This is a genomic window from Pseudomonas sp. CFBP 13711 (assembly GCF_014842265.1).
Classification (GTDB): Bacteria; Pseudomonadota; Gammaproteobacteria; order Pseudomonadales; family Pseudomonadaceae; genus Aquipseudomonas.
In genome coordinates, this window is the sequence record NZ_JACYVI010000008.1 from 15,385 (window position 1) to 36,766 (window position 21,382).

At 62.4% G+C, this 21,382-nt stretch carries 20 protein-coding genes; 7 read left to right on the forward strand and 13 right to left on the reverse strand.

What is annotated here, in order from left to right:
- Positions 1-147 precede the first annotated feature (147 nt).
- The 9 genes from IFT47_RS15855 to cbiE form a co-directional block, all read right to left on the reverse strand.
- Positions 148-816, reverse strand: a complete 669-nt coding sequence (locus IFT47_RS15855) for a hypothetical protein (RefSeq protein WP_192173453.1) — start codon at positions 814-816, stop codon at positions 148-150.
- A 264-nt stretch (positions 817-1,080) separates the two neighbouring features.
- The gene (locus IFT47_RS15860) at positions 1,081-2,454 is read right to left on the reverse strand and encodes a PepSY-associated TM helix domain-containing protein (RefSeq protein WP_192173452.1); all 1,374 of its coding nucleotides are present in this window, start codon (positions 2,452-2,454) and stop codon (positions 1,081-1,083) included.
- Between the two features lie 85 nt (positions 2,455-2,539).
- Positions 2,540-3,007: a DUF2946 domain-containing protein gene (locus IFT47_RS15865; protein ID WP_192173476.1), complete on the reverse strand. Its 468-nt coding sequence runs from the start codon at positions 3,005-3,007 to the stop codon at positions 2,540-2,542.
- Positions 3,008-3,042: 35 nt separating this feature from the next.
- Positions 3,043-3,519, reverse strand: coding sequence for a copper chaperone PCu(A)C (locus IFT47_RS15870; protein WP_192173451.1), 477 nt, complete (start codon positions 3,517-3,519; stop codon positions 3,043-3,045).
- A 49-nt stretch (positions 3,520-3,568) separates the two neighbouring features.
- Positions 3,569-3,985, reverse strand: a complete 417-nt coding sequence (locus IFT47_RS15875) for a DUF2946 domain-containing protein (RefSeq protein WP_192173450.1) — start codon at positions 3,983-3,985, stop codon at positions 3,569-3,571.
- A gap of 97 nt (positions 3,986-4,082) precedes the next feature.
- Positions 4,083-4,373 carry an addiction module antidote protein gene (locus IFT47_RS15880; protein ID WP_192173449.1) on the reverse strand — a complete coding sequence of 97 codons (291 nt, stop codon included), beginning with the start codon at positions 4,371-4,373 and terminating at the stop codon, positions 4,083-4,085.
- A 145-nt stretch (positions 4,374-4,518) separates the two neighbouring features.
- On the reverse strand, positions 4,519-5,241 hold the full coding sequence (locus IFT47_RS15885) for a cobalt-precorrin-6A reductase (RefSeq protein WP_192173475.1): 723 nt from the start codon (positions 5,239-5,241) through the stop codon (positions 4,519-4,521).
- 11 nt (positions 5,242-5,252) lie between these two features.
- A complete protein-coding gene (locus IFT47_RS15890; RefSeq protein WP_192173448.1) occupies positions 5,253-6,350 on the reverse strand; it encodes a cobalt-precorrin-5B (C(1))-methyltransferase in 1,098 nt (365 codons plus the stop codon).
- Positions 6,350-7,552 carry a precorrin-6y C5,15-methyltransferase (decarboxylating) subunit CbiE gene (gene cbiE / locus IFT47_RS15895; RefSeq protein WP_192173447.1) on the reverse strand — a complete coding sequence of 401 codons (1,203 nt, stop codon included), beginning with the start codon at positions 7,550-7,552 and terminating at the stop codon, positions 6,350-6,352. The genes IFT47_RS15890 and cbiE overlap by 1 nt, the downstream gene beginning before the upstream one ends.
- Before the next feature lie 208 nt (positions 7,553-7,760).
- Between cbiE and cobG the strand changes: the two genes are divergently transcribed.
- The 7 genes from cobG (at position 7,761) to IFT47_RS15930 (ending at position 14,688) form a co-directional block, all read left to right on the forward strand.
- Positions 7,761-9,113, forward strand: coding sequence for a precorrin-3B synthase (gene cobG, locus IFT47_RS15900; protein ID WP_192173446.1), 1,353 nt, complete (start codon positions 7,761-7,763; stop codon positions 9,111-9,113).
- A complete protein-coding gene (locus IFT47_RS15905; RefSeq protein WP_108119017.1) occupies positions 9,106-9,732 on the forward strand; it encodes a precorrin-8X methylmutase in 627 nt (208 codons plus the stop codon). The genes cobG and IFT47_RS15905 overlap by 8 nt, the downstream gene beginning before the upstream one ends.
- The gene (locus tag IFT47_RS15910) at positions 9,729-10,463 is read left to right on the forward strand and encodes a precorrin-2 C(20)-methyltransferase (RefSeq protein ID WP_244655966.1); all 735 of its coding nucleotides are present in this window, start codon (positions 9,729-9,731) and stop codon (positions 10,461-10,463) included. Before IFT47_RS15905 ends, IFT47_RS15910 begins: the two co-directional genes overlap by 4 nt.
- On the forward strand, positions 10,463-12,172 hold the full coding sequence (gene cobJ, locus IFT47_RS15915; protein ID WP_192173445.1) for a precorrin-3B C(17)-methyltransferase: 1,710 nt from the start codon (positions 10,463-10,465) through the stop codon (positions 12,170-12,172). The genes IFT47_RS15910 and cobJ overlap by 1 nt, the downstream gene beginning before the upstream one ends.
- 339 nt (positions 12,173-12,511) lie before the next feature.
- A complete protein-coding gene (locus IFT47_RS15920; RefSeq protein WP_192173444.1) occupies positions 12,512-13,303 on the forward strand; it encodes a hypothetical protein in 792 nt (263 codons plus the stop codon).
- A gap of 45 nt (positions 13,304-13,348) precedes the next feature.
- The gene (locus IFT47_RS15925) at positions 13,349-14,053 is read left to right on the forward strand and encodes a hypothetical protein (protein ID WP_192173443.1); all 705 of its coding nucleotides are present in this window, start codon (positions 13,349-13,351) and stop codon (positions 14,051-14,053) included.
- On the forward strand, positions 14,050-14,688 hold the full coding sequence (locus IFT47_RS15930) for a hypothetical protein (protein ID WP_192173442.1): 639 nt from the start codon (positions 14,050-14,052) through the stop codon (positions 14,686-14,688). Before IFT47_RS15925 ends, IFT47_RS15930 begins: the two co-directional genes overlap by 4 nt.
- 7 nt (positions 14,689-14,695) lie before the next feature.
- Here IFT47_RS15930 and IFT47_RS15935 read toward each other — a convergent pair whose 3' ends face one another.
- The 4 genes from IFT47_RS15935 to purH form a co-directional block, all read right to left on the reverse strand.
- Positions 14,696-15,292: a MarC family protein gene (locus IFT47_RS15935; protein WP_192173441.1), complete on the reverse strand. Its 597-nt coding sequence runs from the start codon at positions 15,290-15,292 to the stop codon at positions 14,696-14,698.
- 67 nt (positions 15,293-15,359) lie between these two features.
- Positions 15,360-18,155, reverse strand: coding sequence for a response regulator (locus IFT47_RS15940; protein WP_192173440.1), 2,796 nt, complete (start codon positions 18,153-18,155; stop codon positions 15,360-15,362).
- A gap of 93 nt (positions 18,156-18,248) precedes the next feature.
- Complete coding sequence (gene purD, locus IFT47_RS15945; RefSeq protein WP_192173439.1) at positions 18,249-19,544, reverse strand: phosphoribosylamine--glycine ligase; 1,296 nt, start codon at positions 19,542-19,544, stop codon at positions 18,249-18,251.
- A gap of 183 nt (positions 19,545-19,727) precedes the next feature.
- Positions 19,728-21,335 (reverse strand): bifunctional phosphoribosylaminoimidazolecarboxamide formyltransferase/IMP cyclohydrolase, encoded by a 1,608-nt coding sequence (gene purH / locus IFT47_RS15950; RefSeq protein WP_192173438.1) that lies wholly within the window; start codon positions 21,333-21,335, stop codon positions 19,728-19,730.
- Positions 21,336-21,382 lie beyond the last annotated feature (47 nt).

Below are 21,382 nucleotides of genomic sequence, written 5' to 3' on the forward strand. Positions count from 1 at the left end.
GTCGGGTGAGAGTCTCGGTGAGCTGATGCAGTGAATCGAATCGCTCCAGGCTGTCGGCGGGGGTGTACAGAATGACCTCGCCCAGTGACGCGTCGTCGGTTGCCGGAACCTGATCGCTGCGTTGTTCGGTGATCACAAACGTGCCGGTCAGAGGAAACAGCGGACCGTCGCTCCTACCAGCGACAAGCTGAACACATCGTATTTCTGCAACGGCTCGGGCGAGGTGTCGACGCCGTAATCCAGCGTGTCGTTAAGCATGCTGTGAAGATGCGGCTGAAACTGGCCGCGCTCGACACGCATCTGGCCTTCCAGCCTGAGCAGTTGAACCCGGTCGGCGAGAAAGTCATCGCGCCGGGTTTTGCCGGAAGGCTGAATCTCTGCCCAGTGATCCGAGAGCCGTTGCTTGTACCGCTCGGCCAGCGTTTGTGCGACGCAGGTGTACAAAGCGGCCAGCGCGTCGCGGTCCAGTCCGCCAAGGGAGGGCGTGTCAGCCGAAGGAAACTCTGTGGCGTAGAGCCCGGCAGACTCGACGTTCTGCCATTCAAAGAGCCCGGTGAAATGGGCTACCAGGCTGGCAAGCAGCGGGTAACTGCTGATGGTCGCCGTTGCGGCAGGTTGCGGGTTTCGCTCTCGGCAGACGAGCCGCGCACTGGCGCAATCAACCACAAGACCGGGATGGGACAGGCGAAGGCATTCGGCAAACGTCTGTTCAAGGGCCTGGGTGAAATCGGGCAGCTCGTAGCGTGTCAGCGCGGGGCTGTCAGCGATGGGTGTGGAGGTAGACGTAGTTGAGGGAGTGACGGTTGTGGGATTCATGGTGCCTGTTCATTGCATGGGGGATGATTCGCAGAACCGTTGGGTTCGGCAACTCATTGCATGGAGTCAGGGCTTGGGGCGTGCGTCTGTAGGCACTCTCTGGCCTGAGCTCGAAGGGAAAGCGACCAGGCAAGTAGGATTTTTCGGGGGAGAAAGGCAGCGCTCAGTGAGCAGATAAAACAGGTGCGGAGCCTGAAACCCGAAATGAGGAGGAATTCATCACTAAACCACCCAAAAGAGGTTCCAGGCCCCGCGAGACGCAATCTAAGCTGTTGTCGCCATTTTGGCAAAGCGCGAACGCACTATTCGATCGAGCAGCCACACCGCCAGCATCGAAACGCCCACCAGTGGGAAGGCCACGCCCAGCACGATCATCACTGCCGTCGCAGTTTTCCAGCGCGGCAAGTCATGGCGCAAAGGCGGAACACCAAAGCCGTTCTGCGGGCGACGCTTCCACCAGATCACGATTCCGCTCACTGAACTCAGCAGCACCATCAGGCAGATGAACAGAATCAGCAGCTGGTTCACCCAGCCGTACATCTTGCCTTCGTGCAGCATCACGCCCAGTTCAGTGGCCTTGGACACCGTGCTGTAATCGCTGTAACGCACATCCGCCAGCACCTTGCCGCTGTACTGATCGACGTGCAGCGTGGCGTCATTTCGCGGGTCGTCGGCGAATACGGAAACGGTAAATACGCCGTCAGCCGTTTTCGGTTGGGTGATGCTGTAGCCCGGCTCGATATGGTGCGCCTTGGCAATGTCCACCACTTGCTGAAGGGAGATGCCCGGCGCTGCGGGAGCGCTGGACATGTGCATGTGATTCATGTGCTCGGTGTGATCCCCGGACGACACCGGCATCGGCGTGTTTTCCATGGCCCACGGCACGGTCTGTATGCTCGCGCTGTTCAAGGCGCCCGCTTGCTTATCCGACTTGGGTACGTCATTCCACATGGCCGCCGGAAAAGTGTTCCACACGTCGGCGTAGACCTTTCCCCACATGCCGGTCCAGGTCATGCCGCTCAGCAGCATGAACAGCAGCGCCACCGAACCCCAGAATCCGGTCACCGCGTGCAGGTCGCGCCAGAGAATGCGACCACGCGCGGTGAGGCGAGGCCAGAGCACGCCGGCCGGTGATCGCCCTCGCGGCCACCACAGATACACACCTGAAACCACCAGCACGATGCCCCAGCCAGCGGCCAGTTCCACCAGCCGATCACCGACAGTGCCAATCATCAGTTCGCCGTGCAGTTCGCGCGCGATGGCTTGCAGGTTTTGCTTTGCGTCCTGGGTACCGAGCACCGTGCCGCTGTACGGATCGATGAACACGTTCACGTCGCGGCCGTCGTTTTTGACCACGAACTGCGCGCTGCCCTCGGCGTTCAGCGGCGGCAGGTACTTGCTCACTTGCGCCTGTGGATAAGCGGTCAGCACGCGGTTTTGCAGGTCATCGGCACTGAGTGAGTGGTGCGCGGGTTTGACTGTCAGCAGGTCGCTGTACATCAGCGTGTCGAGCTGAGGCTTGAACAGGTAAATGATCCCGGTGACCGCCAGCAGGATCATGAACGGCGCGACGAACAGGCCGGCATAGAAATGCCATCGCCATGCCAGGTTGTAGAAAGACACATTCGGTTTGGACATGGTGCAACGCTCCCGTCAGGGAAAACACGGCGCAACCCGCTGGCGGCCGGGAAGCCGTCAGCGGGTACGAATCAATTTGTGGTGTTCAGGCGACTGACGAGAGGGGTGGCGCGCGACTGCGAGCGTTGGGGAAGACGTTGCGCTGGGCGTGGCCGTGTTGCGGGGCCTCGTTGTAGAAGTCCGCGGGCTTAGGCGGGATCGGCGCCAATACGGCCACGGTTTTGGTCAGCGCCGGGCAACTGAACAGCAGCGTGCAATAGCCGCACTTGGCCCAGATGACGTGATCGACGCCGGCGCTTTGCTCGGCCTTGGCGTGACTACTGTGTTCGCCTGCGCCCATGTCCATGGACATGTCCATCGACGCCGACATGTCCATCTCGCCATGCATCGACATGGAAGTCGGCGCGGGCATCGCCATGCCGCTGTGATGCTCCATCGGCATGGATTGCGAGATCAGCGGACCGATGAAGATCATCAGCATGGCGAACAGGCTCAGCCAGGCGCCCTGCGGATGACGAGGGGCGGTGGCGGATCTGGCGCGGGTCGCGGGCAGGCGGTTCAAGTGGAGTGGTGTCGGTATTCAGCGGGTCAGTGGGCGTGGGCCGGAGCGGCAGCAACCGGTGGTTGTTTCAGTACCGCGACGTCAACGGTCAGGTCGCCCGCTTTTTGAAAGTGCAGGGTCAGCGGGAAGGTCTGGCCGTCGATGAGTCGGGTGCGGTCTTTCAGATCCAGCAGCATGACGTGATAGGCCATGGGGGCGAATGTCACGGTGCCACCGGCAGGGATATTCACCGTCTCGACGTGCTGCATCTTCATCAGGCCGTCCTGGCTCACGTGTTGATGCAACTGGGCGGCACCGGCGATGGGGCTGTCGACCGCTTCCAGTCTGTCGGCGTCAGGTCCCTTGTTGGTGATCACAAAATACGCAGCGACGGTGGGCGCGTTGGGCGGCAGCGCCATGGACCATGGCTGCGCGACGGTCAGTTGCCCCTTGGTGTAATCCTGGGCTTCAACGAAACCGGCTGGCAGCGCGAGGGCGATCAGCAGGAGGATTTTGTTCAGCATCTACGCAGGTCTCCGGTTCATTCAGGTACGCGACGGCACGATCGGGACATCAGACCTTGGGCGATGCGTGAGGATTACGGTCAGGCCAGTGCTGACGTGGTGCCGCGCGCAGCACCAGCACCGCGACAGGGAAACGCACCGGCTCGACCAGGGCGAACAGTCCGAAACCGATGCGGGTCGGCACTGCAACCAGTGGCGTGGCGTGTGTGCAGCAGGCGCAGTGCTGCATGAAGGCGATGTCGGGGTGATAGGGTGATTGTCTGTCGATGACTTCAACGGGCGTCATGGCCAGTCGTGACGCGGCGCCAGTGCAGGCGTTCCCCCAGACCAGCCGCTCACCCTCGGGGCGCGGCATGGTCGGTGTCATCGGCATTGCCAGTACGCCGAACAGCAACGCGAAACAGGCCACCCAGGCAAAGGCCCGGCGCCGCTTCTGCGTGATGATTTGATCTTGTTGTTTTTTCATGTCGGCCATTTAGCCTGATCGGCCGCCAGATGTAAAAAGCCCGCCCGCGACGTTATGTCGCGCGGCGGGTTTGGTTCAGTCAGGGTTCAGCAGGGGTTCAGGCGGTGGAGGCGTGGAGTTTCAGGCCAAGGGCTTTGATGACTTTCATGATGGTGGCGAATTCGGGGTTGCCGTTTGTGCTCAGCGCTTTGTACAGGCTCTCTCTACCCAGCCCAGTATCACGTGCGATCTGAGACATGCCATAAGCCCGCGCGATGTTGCCCAGAGCTTTGCGTATGAGCACACCATCGCCATGGTCTTCTTCAAGGCACGCGTCCAGATAGCCTGCCATGTCTTCGGGTGTTTCCAGATATTCCGCTGCGTCGAACGGTTTGAATTCTTCTTTCATCATTGTTCCCTCGCCGTGAAGCGTTCCGCACAAAACACAAGGGAAGGTATCCCGGAGGATACATTTCCGATGTCAGGCGAGTCAGACGGTGGAAGTCAGACCGATCCGCAAACCCGGACGATTTTCACGGCATCTTTGGCATGCGTCAGCCAACGTCCCGCAACGCATCCAGCACCTCACCCACACTCCAGAACGCCTGGTCCGCCTCCGGCAACACCGGCCGCTTCAACACCAACACCGGCATCCCGCGTTCTCTCGCCACTTCCAGCTTCGGCTCGGTCGCGGTGCTGCCGCTGTTCTTGCTGATGAGGACGTCGATGTTGCGAGTCTCGAACAGCTCGCGCTCGTCCTCCAGGCGGAAAGGCCCGCGGGCGCCGATCACTTCACAGCGTTCGTTGCCGGGGTAGATGTCCAGGGCGCGCAGCGTCCAGAACTGATGGGCTGGAATCTCGTGCAGATGCTGCAAAGGCTCGCGGCCCAGGGTGAACAGGGGGCGTTGAAAGGGGGCGAGGGCGGCAATCAGTTCTGCCCAGTCCGCGACTTCGCGCCAGTCATCGTCTGGCCCCGGCTGCCACGCGGGTCGACGCAATGCCCAGCAGGGGACACCGGTCAGCTTTGCCGCCATGACAGCGTTCTGGCTCATCTGCGCAGCGTAAGGGTGCGTCGCATCCAGGATCAGATCGATGCCAGTTTGCTGTACGAAATTTGCCAAACCGTCAACACCGCCGAACCCGCCTACACGGACTTCACAGCGCAAGTCGGTGGGCACGCGACCCACGCCCGCCAGGCTGTAAATATGTTGAGGCCCCAGCGTGCGGGCGATCGCGAGCGCGTCGGTCACGCCGCCGAGCAACAGCACGCGTTTAATGGCTACCTTTTTCAAACGAAGCCCCCCGCATGCCCGACAATCCCGCCTTGCCGGTCGATGGCAAAAACCTCGACCTGAACCTGCGCCGGCACCACGCTGCGGGCGAAATTCAGCGCGTGCTGACACACCGCATCACCCAGCGCGATGCCGAAGGCGGAGGCCATGGCCAGCGCTTGCTGACTGGTGTTGGCCTCGCGAATGTTCTGTTGCAGCTCGGCATCGGCGCCCACATCGGCCGCCCATCGCGCAAGTTGATGCAGATCGATGCTGGAGTGCCGGCTGTGAAGGTCCATGTGGCCGGCCGCCAGTTTGCTGATCTTGCCGAAGCCGCCGCAGACACTGAGCCGCTCCACCGGAGTTTTGCGCAGGTGCTTGAGGACGGCGCCAACAAAGTCGCCCATCTCGATCAGCGCGATGTCGGGGATCTGATACACCCGACGCATCGTGTCTTCGCTGGCGTTGCCGGTGCAGGCGGCGATGTGCTGGTAACCGTTGGTGCGCGCGACGTCGATGCCTTGGTGGATCGACGCGATGTACGCCGCGCAGGAGAAGGGCCGAACGATGCCGCTGGTGCCCAGAATCGACAGCCCGCCAAGAATCCCCAGTCGCGGGTTCATGGTTTTCAACGCCAGTTCGCTGCCGTTTTCGACGCAGACCGTCACTTCAAACCCGCCGCCATAGCCGACCTCATGGGCCAGTTGCGTGAGGTGTTCGGCCATCATCCTGCGCGGCACCGGATTAATCGCCGGCTCGCCGACCCCCAGCACCAGGCCCGGGCGGGTAACGGTGCCGACCCCTTCGCCCGCGACAAAACGCACGCCCGGCTCAGGGATCAGCCTGACCTGAGCAGACACCAGCGCGCCATGGGTAACGTCCGGATCGTCCCCGCCATCCTTGAGCGTGCCGGCCTCGGCGCCGCCCGCAATCAGGCGGCAGAATTCTAGGCGCATCTGCACGCACTTGCCTTTGGGCAGCGTAATTTCGATCGCATCGTTGGTTTCGCCGGCCAGCAACAGGCGCGCAGCAGCGAGGGACGTCGCCGTGGCGCAACTGCCGGTGGTCAAGCCGCTGCGCAATGGCGCGGGTTGTTCGGCGGTTTCGTCGCGCATCAGGGTTTGATCGCTTCGAGCAGGGTGATCGGCAGCACCTGACGCCAGGTGTCGAACTCGCCCAGCGGCTTGGCGTGGGCCAGATGAATGCGGGTCAGTTCGCCGCCGTATTGCTCGCGCCAGTTCACCAGCATCGCCTCGCTTTGCAGCGTGACGGCATTGGCGACCAGCCGACCGCCCGAGCGCAGGTTTTGCCAGCACGCGTGCAACACACCTTCGCGCGTCACGCCGCCGCCGATAAAGATGGCGTCCGGTTGCTCAAGGCCTTCAAGGGCATCGGGCGCACGTCCGCGAGTCAGTTGCAGGCCGGGCACGCCCAGCGCATCCCGGTTGAATTCGATCAAGTGTTGCCGTCCCTCATCAGCCTCGACAGCGATGGCGCGGCAGGTCGGGTGCGCGCGCATCCACTCGATGCCGATGGAACCGCAGCCTGCGCCCACGTCCCACAGCAATTCACCAGGAACGGGGGCGAGACGGGCCAGGGTAATCGCGCGCACGTCTCGCTTGGTCAGCTGGCCGTCATGCCGAAACGCTTCGTCCGGCAGACCGCCCAGCGGCGAGAGGCGCAGTGCATCAGGCTGTGCGCGGCACTCAATGGCGACCAGATTCAGCGCCGCGATGTCGGTGGCGTTCCACTCACCCGCAGTGCCCTCGATCTGTCGCTCGGCGCTGCCGCCCAAGTGTTCGAGGACGATCATGGGGCTCGGACCAAAACCGCGTTCCTTGAGCTGCGCCGCGATGGCCGCCGGGCTCGAACCGTCGTTGCTCAGCACCAGCAGGCGCAGCCCATGCTGCAAGTGGGCGTTCAGCGCGGCGATCGGGCGGGCGACCACCGACAACGTCACCACGTCTTGCAACGCCCAACCCAGGCGCGCCGCTGCCAGGGAATAAGACGACGGCGCGGGAATTACCCGCATCTCATCGAAGGGGACGAGTTTGGACAGGCTTGCGCCGACGCCGAACAACATGGGATCGCCGCTGGCCAGCACGCAGACCGGGGCGCCGTGTTGTTCCAGCACCGGGCTCAGGGAAAACGGGCTCGGCCACTGGCGCTGCTCCGCCTGTATGCACGGCGGCAACAAGGCAAGCTGCCGCGCGCCGCCGAACACCTGCCTCGCCTGCAACAGCGCGTGCCGAGCGTTTCGGCCCAGGCCTTTATAGCCGTCCTCACCGATTCCCACGACTGTCAGCCACGGCGACATGAATTGCCCTCAACCCGATTGCGTGCAACAGGCCCGCCTGCTCGGCCTGTAAAAGTGGCCGGCATGATACCGCGCCGACGGGCCCGGTTCGTACGGGTTTGTGAATCCGACAGAGCGTCTTTTCATGGCAACGGCCAAAGCAGGCATAATACGGCCCCTGTAACTTTTCGTTTCTCTACGCGTCCGCCCGTTCGCACCAGGTGATCCTTTGACCGAGCCGTTGTCTGCTCGCCCATCCGCTACGCCCATTCGCCCCTCGGCCTGCCCGGGGTTGCTGCGTATCGTCCCGGCGCTGGATGGCGGCATCTGCCGGATCAAGCTGCCGGGCGGGGTGCTTTCAGCGGAACAGGCGATGGTCGTGGCAAGTGCCGCCGAGGGGTTCGCGAGTGGCGTGATCGAGGCGACCAATCGTGGCAATCTGCAGATTCGCGGCATCGGCGCCGACCACGACGGGCTGATTGCCAGCCTGCTCGATGCCGGTCTGGGGCCGAGCAATCCCGCCAGTGACGACGTGCGCAACCTGATGCTCAGCCCGACCGCAGGCATTGATCCGCAGCAGCTGCTCGACGTGCGTCCGTTGGCCGGGCAGATTCTGCATTCCCTTGAGCACCACCCGCGTTTCCATGAGCTGTCGCCCAAGTTCGCGCTGTCGCTGGACGGCGGCGAGGGGTTGGCGATGCTCGAGCATCCCCATGACCTCTGGCTGTCCCCGTTGCAGGTCGATGGCCAGACGTTGCTGGGATTTGGATTCGCGGGTTGCCCGGCCACCGATTCGCCGGTGGCCGCAGTGGCGCCGGACGCAGCGCACGCATTGGTGGTCGCGGTGCTGGAAACCTTTCTGAATCTCGCTCGCCCCGAACATGCCCGCATGCGTGATCTGTTGAAAGAAGTGCCCGTTGCGCGATTCATCGAACACGTCGCCGCGCGTTCGCCGCAGCGACTGGTGATTGATCATAAAGTAACCGATTGGCGGCGTGCGCCTACCCGGTCTTTCGCGCACATCGGCACGTATGCCCAGGCAACAGCCGGCATCATGGCCGTGGGCGCAGGCGTGCCGTTGGGGCGTCTGCGGCCGTCCATGTTGCGCGAAGCCGCCCGACTGGCGATCGCGTTCGGCGACGGTCAGTTGTGCATGACGCCATGGCAAAGCCTGATGCTGCGCAATGTCCCGGCAGGCCATTCGGTGACCGTGATGGAAGGCTTGAGCCAAGCGGGTTTGCTCGTCGATGCCGCTCAGTCGCTGTCGAAAATCGTCGCCTGCACCGGCTCCGCTGCCTGCGCGAAAGGGCTGGCGGACACCAAGGCCGATGCCCTGCATCTGGCCGCACTGCTGCAAGAAAACGCCATCAGCCGCGCAGTGCATCTGTCCGGCTGCGCGCGTTCATGCGCCGCTGCGCACGTGATGCCGGTGACCTTGCTGGCAGCGTCGCCCGGTCGGTACGACCTTTATTTTCGTCATGCAGAAATGTCCGGATTCGGCGATCTGCATGCACGTGACCTCACTATTGAAGCAGTCGGCGCGTTGTTGACCGCCGACTCACGGAGCAACACCGATGATTGATTACATCCGCGACGGCCAGGAGATCTACCGTAACTCCTTCGCGATCATTCGTGCCGAAGCCCGGCTCGATTCCATCCCGGCCGACCTGGAAAAACTCGCCGTTCGGGTGATTCACGCCTGCGGCATGGTCGATGCGGTCGAGGGCCTGCGCTTCTCCCCCGGTGCGGGCACAGCCGGCCGCCGCGCACTGGCGGCCGGGGCGCCGATTCTGTGTGACGCGCACATGGTCGCCGAAGGGGTCACGCGCACGCGCCTGCCCGCCAACAATCAAGTGATCTGCACCCTGAAAAACGAACGCGTGCCCGAGATGGCCCGTGAGCTGGGGAACACCCGCTCGGCGGCGGCGCTGGAGCTGTGGCGGCCGCACCTGGAAGGGGCGGTCGTGGTGATCGGCAACGCGCCGACTGCGCTCTTCTATCTGCTGGAAATGCTTGATGCCGGCGCGCCCAAGCCTGCGCTGATCCTGGGTTTCCCGGTAGGTTTCGTCGGCGCCGCTGAATCCAAGGACATGCTCGCCGCCGACAGTCGCGGCGTGCCCTACGTGATCATGCAGGGTCGTCGTGGTGGCAGCGCCATGGCCGCCGCGGCAGTCAACTCACTCGCCACGGAGATCGAATGATGGCACCACGGGGTCGTCTGATTGGCCTGGGCGTGGGGCCGGGTGATCCGGAACTCATCACCGTCAAGGCGCTGCGCCTGCTGCGCGAATCGCCCGTGGTCGCGTACTTCGTCGCCAAGGGCAAGAAGGGCAATGCGTTCGGCATCATCGAAGGCCATTTGCAGCAGGCCCAGACGCTGATGCCGCTGGTGTACCCGGTGACCACCGAGGCGTTGCCCGTTCACATGTCTTACGAGCAAGTGATCAGCGATTTCTACGACCGCTGCAGCGCTGATCTGGCGGCGCATCTGGACGCTGGACGCGACGTGGCGGTGATCTGCGAAGGCGACCCGATGTTCTACGGGTCCTACATGTACCTGCACGATCGTCTGGCCGATCACTACGACGCCGAAGTCATCCCGGGCGTCTGTTCGATGCTCGGTGGCGCGTCGGTGCTGGGTGCGCCGCTAGTGTACCGCAATCAGAGCCTGTCGGTGCTGTCCGGCGTGTTGTCCGCCGAGGAACTCAAACGCAAGCTTGAGGACGCCGACGCTGCGGTGATCATGAAACTGGGGCGCAATCTGCCGAAAGTGCGCCAGGTGCTGGTTGAAACCGGGCTGGCCGAGCGCGCGCTGTACGTCGAGCGCGCGACCATGGCCAATCAGAAGATCGTGCCGCTGGCCGAGGTCGACCCGATGTCATCGCCGTATTTCTCGCTGATCATTGTCCCCGGTGAACGGTGGCAGGGCTGATGAGCACAACCCCTCTCAACGCCCCGGCCATCGTCATTCTGGGCAAAGGCGCGCTGGCCACGGCGCGACGCATTCAGCAGCTGTACCCCCAAGCGCTGATTTATGGGCTGGCCGGACGTGTCGAAGACGTCGACCGCCGCTATTCGGAATTTGGCGCGACGCTGCGCCAGCTGTATCAGCAAGACACGCCGATTATCGCGCTGTGCGCGGCGGGTATCGTCATCCGCACGCTGGCGCCGGTGTTACTGGAGAAGGGCGTCGAGCCGCCGGTGCTGGCCGTCGCCGAAGATGGCAGCGCAGTGGTGCCGCTGCTTGGCGGACTGGGCGGCGTCAATGTCATGGCCCGGGAAATCGCCGCCTCGCTGAACACCGCCGCCGCCATCACCACCAGCGGCGAACTGCGCTTCGGCACCTGTCTGCTCAACCCGCCGGCGGGTTACGCGTTGGGCGATCTTGAGCTGGGCAAGCGCTTCGTCAGCGATTTGCTGTCGGGCGAAAGCGTGCGCGTCGAGGGCGCGGCGCCGTGGCTGGCTCAGGCACAGTTGCCTGAAGATGACCAGGCGCAGTTGGCTATTCACGTCGGTTACGCCGAGCGCGAGCCCAGCGACCACGAACTGTTGATCTACCCGCGCAACGTGCTGGTGGCGGTGAGCGGTGATCTGGCAGATCTCGCCGATACCGTGAAGGCCGCGCTGCATGATTCGCGCATCGCCGTGCAGGCGCTGGGCTGTTTACTGGCCAGCAAAGCCGAGATGGCCAATCCGGCGCTGCACGCGGCTGCCGACGCACTGGGCGTACCGTTGCGTTTTACCACCGCCGGTACGCCCGCCGACATGACCCGGCAGGTCCTGCCGCAATTGTTGCCACCGTTGACCCCGGCGGCGGGCATCGCCATTGCCGTCGCGCCGCAGCCGTTGGAGGTTGAACAGATCGGCTGTGCACGAGGACGACTGGCGGTTATCGGGCTTGGCCCGGGCGCCACTGACTTCATGATTCCTGCTGTTAAAGCCGAGCTCGCACGCGCCAATGACGTGCTCGGCTACGAGACTTATGTACGCATGGCCGGGCCGTTCCGCGCCGACCAGGTGCTGCACTGCACCGACAACCGCGAAGAAATGCTGCGCGCTCGGCATGCATTCGAGCTGGCCGCTGAAGGCCGTTCGGTGGTGGTGGTTTCATCGGGTGACCCCGGCGTGTTCGCCATGGCCGCGGCGGTGCTGGAAGCGCTGCACGAATCGGATAATCCCGACTGGCACCGGGTTGATCTGCACATCCTTCCGGGGGTGTCTGCCTCGCTGGCGACGGCGGCGCTGGCGGGTGCGCCGTTAGGTCACGACTTCTGCGTCATGTCCCTGTCGGACAACCTCAAGCCATGGGAGATCATCGAGAAGCGCCTGGATCTGGCCTGTCAGGCCGATCTGGCGCTGGCGTTCTACAACCCGATCTCGCGCTCTCGCCCTTGGCAGCTGGGGCGGGCGCTTGAAATCGTGCGCCAGCATCGCAGCCCTGAGACGCCGGTGACGCTGGGGCGTGATGTGGGTCGGCCGGCGCAGACGTTGCGGGTCATTACGCTTGGCGAGCTGAGGCCGGAGCACGTCGACATGCGCACGATGGTGCTGGTGGGGTCGTCGTTGACCTGCGTGTTCCCGCGCACCAATGGTGAGTCGTGGGTCTACACGCCGCGCTGGTACGGTGCCAAGCCGACGTGAGCGACGGTTCGGTTTGCTCTGTGGGATTGGTCCGATAACTCGCGCAGGCCTGACGGCAACGCCATGACGAAACCGCTGCAGACGCCTGCGGAAATCCCGTTGGGCCGGCTCCGGGTTACGTCGTCTGGTTCCGCGCTGACTGAGCCCCAACCTCGAGAGCATCCGTATTTCTTGAGGTTCAGGGGCCTCATGTTTCCCTGAATTCAACGCTTTGCTGTAGGACATGCTGCGCACACACAGCGCGAGGGGCTCTTTGCCACTGCGTTGCGACCCCAGAAAATTCCGTTAACCTCGGTTGTGTCCACGACGGACATTCCCACCAGTTAAAGGAATAACGAAATGACACATGAAGCAAGCCTGACCGACTCTGAACGCCGCGCCTATATCGCCGGTTGCCAACTGGCCGACTGTTCTCACTCGCTGATTGACCACGTTTCAAAGATGGATGTGCCGGCCTTGGACAGTCCACCTCAGGGCGCTGTTGTCGGCAGCAATCTCCTCGCCTTTGCAGAAGGTGTTTCGCGACAGAACAAGCAAGACGTTATGGATTCCTTCCTGTTCGCGACGATGGTGGCTAACAAAGCGTTCAATCCAGAAACTCAGAGTCAGGAGTGGTACGGACGTTTTAACCGAGTGTTGTCAACCCAGGGCTGGTTTTCAACCAACTGGAATTACGCTCGTTATCGCTCCACCCACCAGCGTTTCAGCATGGAACAAGCGGGGCTTGAAATCCTGGGCTCCGCCATTGCTGCTGCGGCTCTGCCCGGACCCGCCAGTGCCGCAATGCTCAAAGTGGCTGGCGATGCCATCGCGGCACTTAGGGCTCAGGAAAAACCGCTGCGTTTGTTCGAACGTCAGACCAAGACTCATCGGGGTGCAAACTTCCGGGTCGGCGCATGTGCGGAGTCTGCTGAAGGAAGCGTCACGATGGCGCTGGGCGCGGTCAACTTCTCCGCCAACTCGACCGTCACCGACGTGCTCTTCTGGACATGGAACAGCGCAGACGTTTCGACTTTCCGCGGCGAGGATATGCTGGTGTTCAACACCCGCGCCTACGCGCGGGTCCGCAACCAGGTTCAGGACCAATTGAGCAAGAGCGCTTCTTTGGCCATCTCGGAATTCGAGATCTGAACAAAAGGGAGGCGCCATGCGCCTCCTTTTCTCTGGAGATGTGCCATGCATCAGGGAATGATTGAAACCCGGATCAGCGCAGGGTGCTTATTGTTCATGCACCGTGACTGCACTGAAACCCAAAAGAGCGATATCGCTGACTGCGTGTTGTACACGCAACTGGCGGCCACAAAAAAACACGAACGGTTTGCCGCAACGCCTGCGTGGAACGAGACCTGGCTCGCGGCCTTCACGCGCTTTGGCGGGGTGCTGAAAGCCCATGAGGCAATCAGCTGCCCAGCTCTGGAGCTTGGTCCCGGCTCTGTGTGGGCATGGATGAAAATCAGACTACCGCTCTTCATGCCCAGCGATATGGTATTCGAGGGTGAATCCGCCGCCTGGCGCGCTCTATCCAGCCATCCCGCTCAGCCAGCCTTCGACCTGCTGGCCGCGCAGGTGCTTGAACCGATGACGACGGCGATTCCGGGGGAGATCCGCATCGAGCAGAAAGTGGCGATGCAAATCGCTTTCCTGGATGAAAGCGCAGCGCTCTCGGTTGTCCTTGTCACCTTTACTCACCGCTTGCCGCTGAGAAATGACTTTCTTTTCGAGCCTCTGCTGCCCGGCGATATCATCGGCAATGTTGAGTTACGGTTCTACTCTCTTCGCCTGATGGATTTGGTCTACTCGCCGTTTCGGCAAAAGATCAGCCAGGCGCTGGAGGATCGTCGACCCCATCTGGTGTCTGCGTTGGAAGGAGCAGAAGCATGAGCGCCACTGGTGCGGTGGTCGGTAACGGTCTGGTGTCGCTGTCCACCGGCATCAATAAGCAGGACCGCGAGGATCTGTTTGACTGCTTGCTGCGAGCCGAGCGCGTGGCCGGTCAGGTCAGTCGGGATGAGCATTTCACCTACTGGGCGTACCGGTATGGCAAGGCACTGGAGCAACGAAGTTTCGTCAAGTTGAGTCCGATCATGCATGAACCCATGGTGATCCGGAGCGCGTCGGAGCTAGAGGAAATCAGCTTCCGTGTTATCGAATCACGCGGGTCCGCTCGGTTGGCGCGACAGGCGCAGGCGTCGCTTCAGGCCATGCAGATTCACCACTACGCGGAGCACTTTTTTGAAAGCATCAACGGGAACAGCGTCATCGCGGGTTTTCAGGTCATTCCGTGCGCAGTGGATACGACAGGCGCTGTGATGGTGCTGCTGTGCGGCATCCAGATGACAGGTCACGTCGAGACGCGGGATTTCGACTTCTGGTCTGACTCACGCAGTGAGCTGATGTTGCGTATCACGGGAGGGGCCTACCGTTTTGATCGTCGAGATTATGCGACGCATCGCGATGCCGTCGCCAGGGAGCTGGACGCCCATGGGGCGAGGGCCATTCAGACATTTGCGCTCTGAGCGCGCCTCAGGTCAGCAGGTAGCCCTTGATGCCCGTGAAGATGATCTGGGCCGCGAGTGCGCACACAAACAACCCCATGAGGCGGCTGACAATCTGTAGCCCCTGATCCCCCAGAATTCGCTCGATGCTGTTGGACAGATAAAGGATCACGCCCACCGTCAGGCTGGCCAGCGCGATGCTGACGATGGCAGTGAGTTTGTCATCCCAATGGGGCTGGCTGATCCCCATGACCAGCAGTGCGCCAATGGTGCCGGGGCCGACGGTGATGGGGATGGTCAGCGGCACGATGGCGACGTCCTGCTGCACGTTGTCGGTCTGCACGCCGGATTTACCCTGGGCCATGGCTAGGGCTGAGATGAACAGCACGCTGCCGGCGCCGATTCTGAAGGCGTCGGCGGTGATGCCGAAGACCCCGAAAATCACCCGCCCGAACAGGTACAGCAAGACGCTGGACACCAGGGTCGCCAAGGCGATCTTCCACGCCAGCTGCCGGCGTTCCTTGCGCGAATAGCCGCGGCTCAGGGAAATGAAACAGGACAGGACGAAGAACGGGCTATAGAGCACCAGCATCTTCAGGTAAACGCTGAACAGCACGTGAAGCATGGTTTGAGCTCATGGCAGCAGACTGGGACGGCGCCAAGTCTATCAGCCCGTCATGGACACTTGGCGGTCAGTTTTGCTCGTAGCGGTCTTCGCCACGGGTGACGCGCGTCGCCTCATCCCGGGCACGCTGTTCCACCCAGTATTCGACCAGCTCGCGTAACTGAGACAGCTCCACCGGTTTGGACATGTGGCCGTCCATCCCGGACTGGCGCGCGCGATCCTTGTGCTCCGCAAGGATGTGCGCGGTCAACGCCACCACAGGAGTGCGAATGCGCTGGTTGCCGGTTTCCCAGGCGCGGAACTGCTGTGTGGCCGAGAACCCGTCAAGGATCGGCATTTCGCAATCCATCAGCACCAGGTCATAGCGCTGGGTCTTCATCGCCAGCAGCGCCTCTTCGCCATTGCTGGCGGTGTCCGGCTGCAGGTTGAGCTTGCCGAGCATGCCGCGAATGACCTTGGTGGAAATGCTGTTGTCTTCGGCGACCAGAATGCGGAAATCGCTGGGCACATCGATGTCGCTGATCAGCCCCGGCACCGCAGGGAAGGGCGCGTTACCTTTGTTGCGCTGATTGAGCTCGTCCGCCAGCGTGGTCTTCAGCGTGTACCCGGCGACCGGTTTGGCGAGGATGCGTTTGACCCCGGCATTGCGCGCGATGACCTTGCTTGGCGCGTTGCTGATACCCGTGAGCATGATCAACAGAATGTCGTGGTTCAGGCTCGGGTCTTCCTTGATCTTGGCGGCCAGTTGCATGCCGGTCATGCCGGGCATGTTCTGATCGAGCAAGACGATATCGAAGTAGTCGCGCAAGTGAGCCTTGGTGCGCAGCAGCGCCAGTGCTTCCTTGCCCGATGGCACGGCGCTGACGTTCAGCCCCCACGCGCTGCACTGCTGGACCAGTACCTTGCGGCAGGTGTCGTTGTCATCGACGACCAGAACCCGCGCACCTTTGAGCGGGCTGTCCAGATCAGCGGGCGGCTGCTCCAGTCGTTCTGCATCAAGGGGCAGACTCAGCCACAGCGTGCTGCCCTGATTGGTGCCGCTCTGGATGCCGAACTCACCGTTCATCAACAGGATCAGCTGTCGGGCAATGACCAGCCCCAGGTGACCGCCGACCTTGCTGGCAGCCAGGAAGTTCTTGCTATGCAGCTCGGCGTGCAGCAGTGCGTCGCGTTCCTTGGGCGTCAGCGGCGTACCGCTGTCCTGCACGGCGATGCGCAGCCGTGGCTTGCCGCCGCGGGAGTCGAGGGCGACGACCAACAGGATCTCGCCCTCGTCGGTCTTCTTTAAGGCGTTCTCCAGCAGACTGAGCAGCGTCTGCCGCAGGCGTGTCGGGTCACCGCTGATGACGCGCGGCACCTGGGGCTGAATGAAGCTGATCAGCTCGACACTTTGCTGCTCGGCCTTGGCGCGGAAGATACTCAGGCAGTCCTCGATCATCGCGTTGAGGTCGAACTGCACGTCATCCAGCTCGATCTGCCCTGACTCCAGTTTGGTGATGTCGAGGATTTCGTTGATCAGGGTGAGCAGTTCGTTGCCGGCGCTGTGAATGGTCTGCACGTAATCGCGCTGTTTGACCGACAGCGGCGTGCCCAGCAGTAACTCGGTCATCCCCAGCACGCCGTTCATGGGGGTGCGAATCTCGTGACTGATCTTCGCCAGAAACTCGGCCTTGGCGTTGATTTCTGCCGTGCTGGCGGCCAGTTCGCGGCTGATGCTGAAATTGTCTTCGGTGATGCTGCGATGACGCTCGCTGAGGGCGATGCTCATCAGCAGGCCGCACAGGCAGAACACCGCCAATACCCCGATGATCAGCGTCTGCGCGGGAAAGCTTGTCAGCCAGAGCATGGCCGGCAGCACCACGAGGTTGCCGAGATTGAACGCGATCATGGCGATCACAAACGGTCGGGCAGGGGAGTAACCCTTCTGCAGGTGGTAGATCGACACCAGGGTGATGCTGACCGTGGTCAATGCCACCAGCAGGAACGTCATGATGTTCAGTGGCAGCGTTTCAACGAACAGCACCAGCAGCGCGCCAAAGCCGACCACCAGCAGCACGCCCATCAGCAGCCGGTTGAGCATCTCGACCCCGCGCTGAATGAAGAAACAGTACGTGTACATCAGGCCTGTCGCGGCGGCGAGCAGCAGAGCCAGGTGAGCGCTCGGCGTCTGCGCCAGATGCCAGCGCGGCAGCCATGGCGCCTGAAGGTTGAGCAGCAGTAAGGCGCTCAGCCCCAGAAACGCCTCGCACGCTGCCAGCCACAAGCTACTGACCGAGCGGGACTGGGCGAAGCGCGTGAGGTTCTGCACGATCAGCATGGCCAGCGAACCGAAGAACAGGCCGAGCAGCAGGGGGCGGCGCTCGTCTGCGGCACTGCTGACGGCGGACTGCAGAGTGATGTTCGGGCGCAGTTCCTGTTCGGATTTGAGGCGCAAATACAGGTCGAGGGGCTTGTCGCTCTGGGGCACCGGCAGCAGGAAGTCCAGTGACGGCAGGGGTTGGGCTCCGCGCGGCACCCGGTTACCGGAGCGCGAATGATCGATCAGGCTGTCGCCGTCGAGCACGTACATGTCGACCGTCGCCAGGTCGGGCGCGAAGATCCGCACCAGTTGCTCATGGGTGGTCGGGGGCAGGCGGTAGTGCAGCCACAATGCGGCGTCGCGGCTGGTCGCGCGCACTTGATCGAGTTCGACCGGGCTGAACTGGGATTCGTAGTGGGGGGAGCGGACGTCGCTGAGGTTCAGGTTCGCCTGGTCGTCGACAAGGGTTGACCAGCCTGCACTGACCTCGGCGGCGGCGGAGGATATACAGAGCAGGGTCAGCAATGTGACGGTCAAACGAGTGGCAATCCTGAGCCAGCGCACGGCGAAATCCCTTCGTGAATGAAGCCTGTTTAACTCTGGGGCACCGGATGAACGATCAGCGACTCAAGGAGGAGCCGCTGATCGGGCCGAGGCTCACGCCAGATCTTCGCCGCGTTCCCGGGCAATGGCGCGGTAGCCAATGTCCTTGCGGTAGAAACAACCGTTCCAGTCAATCTTTGCCGCCAGTTCGTACGCTTGTTTCTGCGCATCGCCAACGGTGTCGCCCAGGGCCGTCGCGCACAGTACGCGACCGCCGGAGGTCACGATACGGCCATCCTGCAACGCGGTGCCAGCGTGGAACACTTTGCCCTGCAACGCGGCCGCAGCGTCCAGCCCGTGAATCTCGTCGCCCTTGGCGTAATCTGCCGGGTAACCGCCGGCTGCCAGTACGATTCCCAGACTCGGACGCGGGTCCCACTGAGCATCCACTGTATCCAGCGTTTGCGCCAGAGCGGCTTCGACCAGCGATACCAGGCTCGACTGCAGACGCAGCATGACCGGCTGGGTTTCCGGATCACCAAAGCGGCAGTTGAACTCGATGACTTTCGGATTGCCAGCCTTGTCGATCATCAGACCAGCATAGAGGAAACCGGTGTAAATGTTGCCCTCGGCAGCCATGCCCCTGACGGTCGGCCATATGACCTGATCCATCACGCGCTGGTGAACCTCGGCGGTGACCACCGGGGCCGGGGAATATGCGCCCATGCCACCCGTGTTCGGGCCGCTGTCGCCGTCGCCGACGCGTTTGTGGTCCTGGCTGGTGGCCATGGGCAACACGTTCTTGCCGTCGACCATGACGATGAAGCTGGCTTCTTCGCCATCGAGGAATTCCTCGATCACCACGCGTGAACCTGCGTCGCCGAAGGCATTACCGGCCAGCATGTCGCGCACCGCGTCTTCTGCTTCCGCAAGGGTCATCGCGACGATTACGCCTTTGCCCGCTGCCAGGCCGTCAGCCTTGATGACGATCGGTGCGCCTTTCTCTTGCAGGTACGCCAGTGCCGGTTCGATCTCGGTGAAGTTCTGGTAGTCGGCGGAGGGAATAGCGTGGCGCGCCAGGAAATCCTTGGTGAAGGCCTTGGAGCCTTCCAGCTGCGCGGCGCCCTTGGTCGGGCCGAAGCAGTTCAGGCCACGGGCGCGGAACAGGTCGACAACACCGGCCACCAGCGGCACTTCCGGGCCGACGATGGTCAGCGCGACGTTCTTCTCGGCGAAGTCGGCGAGTTGCTCAAGCGCCAATACGTCGATGGCAACGTTTTCGCACTTGGCTTCAGTGGCAGTACCCGCATTGCCCGGTGCGACGAACACTTTCTCGACACGAGCGTCCTGCGCGACCTTCCAGGCCAGAGCGTGTTCACGGCCACCGCTGCCAATGATCAAAACATTCATTTCCAAAACCTCAATAACGACAACGCGTAAAAATCCGAAGGCAAACAGTGTGGAACGCCGAACGCAGACTGTGGGACCGGCTTTAGCCGGGAAGAGGACAGTACATCCGACACATCTGTCGGGTCAGTCATGCCGCCTTCCCGGCTAAAGCCGGTCCTACAAAAGCCAACAGCGTAAACCGTATCAGTGACGGAAATGGCGCATGCCGGTGAATACCATCGCGATGCCTGCTTCGTCCGCTGCCGCAATCACCTCGGCGTCGCGCATCGAGCCGCCTGGCTGGATCACTGCGGTGATGCCAACCTTGGCCGCATTGTCGATGCCGTCGCGGAACGGGAAGAACGCATCGGAAGCCATGACAGCGCCCTGCACCTGCAAACCGGCGTGTTCGGCCTTGATCGCCGCGATGCGCGCGGAGTTCACGCGGCTCATCTGGCCTGCGCCGACGCCGATGGTCTGGCGGTTCTTGGCGTAAACGATGGCGTTGGACTTCACGTACTTGGCGACTTTCCAGGCGAAGATCAGGTCGTGGACTTCCTGCTCGGTCGGCGCGCGCTGGGTGACCACTTTCAGGTCGTCGGCGCCGATCATGCCGATGTCGCGGCTCTGCACCAGCAGCCCACCGTTGACGCGCTTGTAATCCCAGGCCGGCGCGCGCTCGGCGTCCCACTGGCCGCTGGTCAACAGGCGCACGTTGGCTTTGCTGGCGATGATGGCCTGGGCTTCGGCGCTGACGCTCGGGGCGATGATCACTTCGACAAACTGACGCTCGACGATGGCCTTGGCCGTCTCGGCATCCAGTTCACGGTTGAAGGCGATGATGCCGCCGAACGCCGATTCGCTGTCGGTGGCGTAGGCCAGCTCGTAGGCCTGACGAATCCCGCCTTCGGCATCCGGGCTTACTGCAACGCCGCACGGGTTGGCGTGCTTGACGATCACGCACGCGGGTTTGACGAAGCTCTTCACGCACTCAAGCGCCGCGTCGGTATCGGCGACGTTGTTGTAGGAAAGCTCTTTGCCTTGCAGCTGGGTCGCGGTGGCGATGCCCACTTCGGCGGGCTTGGCTTCAACGTAGAACGCCGCGCTCTGGTGCGGGTTCTCGCCGTAGCGCATTTCCTGCGCCTTGACGAACTGAGTGTTGAAGGTGCGCGGGAATTCGCTGCGGCCTTCGGTGCTCAGGGTTTCAGCGGACTGGTCAACGCTGCCCAGGTAGTTGGCGATCATGCCGTCGTAGGCCGCGGTGTGCTCGAAAGCCTTGAGCATCAGATCGAAGCGCTGCGCGTAAGTCAGGCCACCGGACTTGAGGCTTTCCAGCACGTTCGTGTAATCGCTGGCGTTGACGACGATGGCGACGTCTTTGTGGTTTTTAGCGGCGGAGCGAACCATGGTCGGGCCGCCGATATCGATGTTCTCGATGGCCGTAGGCAGGTCGCAGCCCGGCTTGGAAACCGTGGCTTCGAACGGATAGAGATTCACGGCGACCAGATCGATCGGCTTGATGCCGTGTTCGCTCATGATGGCGTCGTCGATGCCGCGACGGCCGAGGATGCCGCCGTGGATTTTCGGGTGCAGCGTCTTGACCCGGCCGTCCATCATTTCAGCGAAGCCGGTGTAATCGGCGACTTCTACTGCGGCAACGCCGTTGTCCTTGAGCAGCTTGAACGTACCGCCAGTGGAGAGGATCTCGACACCGAGGGCTTCGAGTTCACGCGCGAATTCAAGGATGCCGGTCTTGTCGGATACGCTGATCAAGGCGCGGCGGATCGGCAGGCGGGTCGTCTGGTCGGTCATCTCAACTTCCATCAAAAGCAAAAGAATTTTGCAAAAAAAACGACCGC